Genomic DNA, 1,520 nt, shown 5'->3' with positions numbered 1-1,520 from the left:
CCGCGAGCACCGGGGCTCCGCATCAGCGGTCGGTCGATCACCGGACGCTCAGGCACCGGACCCGGGTGATCAGCGCGTCCGGCCCACCGGTGCCTCCGCGCACATCCACCACCATCAGCTCGACCTTGGCCCCTTCGGAGAGCGGAGCCAGGCAGACGGGTGTTCCTTCGTGGTGGGTCTGGCCGGCGTAGTCGACCCACTCCACCGGGCCCAGTTGATAGCCATGGCCGCCGTCGTCGGCCTTGTTCGCCGACGGTTGCCGCCCATCGGGCCGGACCACGAACGCGTTGGCGTCGGCGTTGACCGCTACGACGGTGCCCGTGACCGCGTGCGGTACCCCCCAGCGGGGCGTCAACAGGGAGTAACAGGCGAGGGCCCCGAGTGCGGCGCCGGTCAAGCCGGCGACGGCGACCAGTGACCACGGTCGTGCCGACAGGCGCGAGGCGGACGGACGCGGATCCGGATGAAGGGTCGTCGCCATCTCATCGACTGTATCCCATGTCTGGTTTTGTGACGGTACCCGTGGGATCGGACAGCATGGTGGTGTGGCCTCTACCTCGACCGCATCGAGAACACCGTCGGCAGACGGCAGGTCATCACCCGCATCCAAGCGTTCCGCGACGAGCTCTTCGCCGCGCGCATACCCCGCGCCTTCCCGCACTGATCGCCCGGACGGCGGCAGGTGCGGGTGGGTGGGGGGTCCTACTGTCCTCTCCGTGGACGCCAAGACCGAAGAGTTGCGAGCCGCGCACGACGTCCTCGCCGAGCTCTATGCGGAACGCCTGAATGATGCCCTGGATCGCATGCCCGCGGAGAGAGCCGTCCTCGACCTTTTCTGTGTACTGGCGCTTGCCACGGGGCTGGGCACCAACATCGGCGACATCGGCTGCGGATCGGGGCGCCTCGCGCCCTACCTGGCGGCCAAGGGCCTGACGCCCTGGGGAGTCGACCTCTCACCCGAGATGATCCGCGTGGCCCGCCGTGACCATGCGGCTTACCGATTCGACGTCGCCGACCTGCGTGAGCTGCCCTTCGAGGACGCGTCGCTGGTAGGCGCGGTTTGCTGGTACTCCCTCATCTTCTTGGCACCGGACGACCGACAAGTGGGCTTTGGCGAGCTGTACCGCGTTATCAAGCCGGGCTGCTATCTGGTGACGGCTTTCAAGGCCGGGAGCAGTCAGGTCCGACGCGCGGGACGCAGCGCGAATCTCGGCGTCGAGTTCGACCTTTACTGGCAGACCCCACGGGAGGCGGAACAGAGCTGCACCGACGCTGGCTTCACAACTGTGTTCTGGGGTGGCGTCCCCGCCGATGGACCGGACAGCCCTGGCCAGGGGTTTCTTCTCGCCCAGAAACCTGTCGCTCAGGCACCACGTTGACGACGACGGCAGTCAAGAGTCGGTCTGACCGACTTCGGCACAGACCCTAGCTTGATCTTTAACCTGTGCGGCGTGGCCTTGGGGTATTCGAAGTGTTCGTTTTCTTTGTGTCGCGTTTCGGTTTTGTGCTGGTGGCGGTGG

General features: G+C 66.6%; 2 protein-coding genes. One reads left to right on the top strand and one right to left on the bottom strand.

Annotated features, from left to right (window positions below):
• Nucleotides 1-37 precede the first annotated feature (37 nt).
• Nucleotides 38-481, bottom strand: a complete 444-nt coding sequence (locus ABZ749_RS35030) for a hypothetical protein (protein ID WP_357235671.1) — start codon at nucleotides 479-481, stop codon at nucleotides 38-40.
• A gap of 235 nt (nucleotides 482-716) precedes the next feature.
• Between ABZ749_RS35030 and ABZ749_RS35025 the strand changes: the two genes are divergently transcribed.
• Complete coding sequence (locus ABZ749_RS35025; protein WP_357235668.1) at nucleotides 717-1,379, top strand: class I SAM-dependent methyltransferase; 663 nt, start codon at nucleotides 717-719, stop codon at nucleotides 1,377-1,379.
• Nucleotides 1,380-1,520 lie beyond the last annotated feature (141 nt).

This window comes from Micromonospora sp. NPDC047753 (assembly GCF_040642735.1).
GTDB lineage: Bacteria > Actinomycetota > Actinomycetes > Mycobacteriales > Micromonosporaceae > Micromonospora.
This window is presented reverse-complemented; position numbering and strand designations above follow the sequence as displayed.

Excerpts from the sequence above, each read along its gene's own strand:
- ABZ749_RS35030 (WP_357235671.1), bottom strand. The coding sequence starts at position 481 with ATGGCGACGACCCTTCATCCGGATCCGCGTCCGTCCGCCTCGCGCCTG.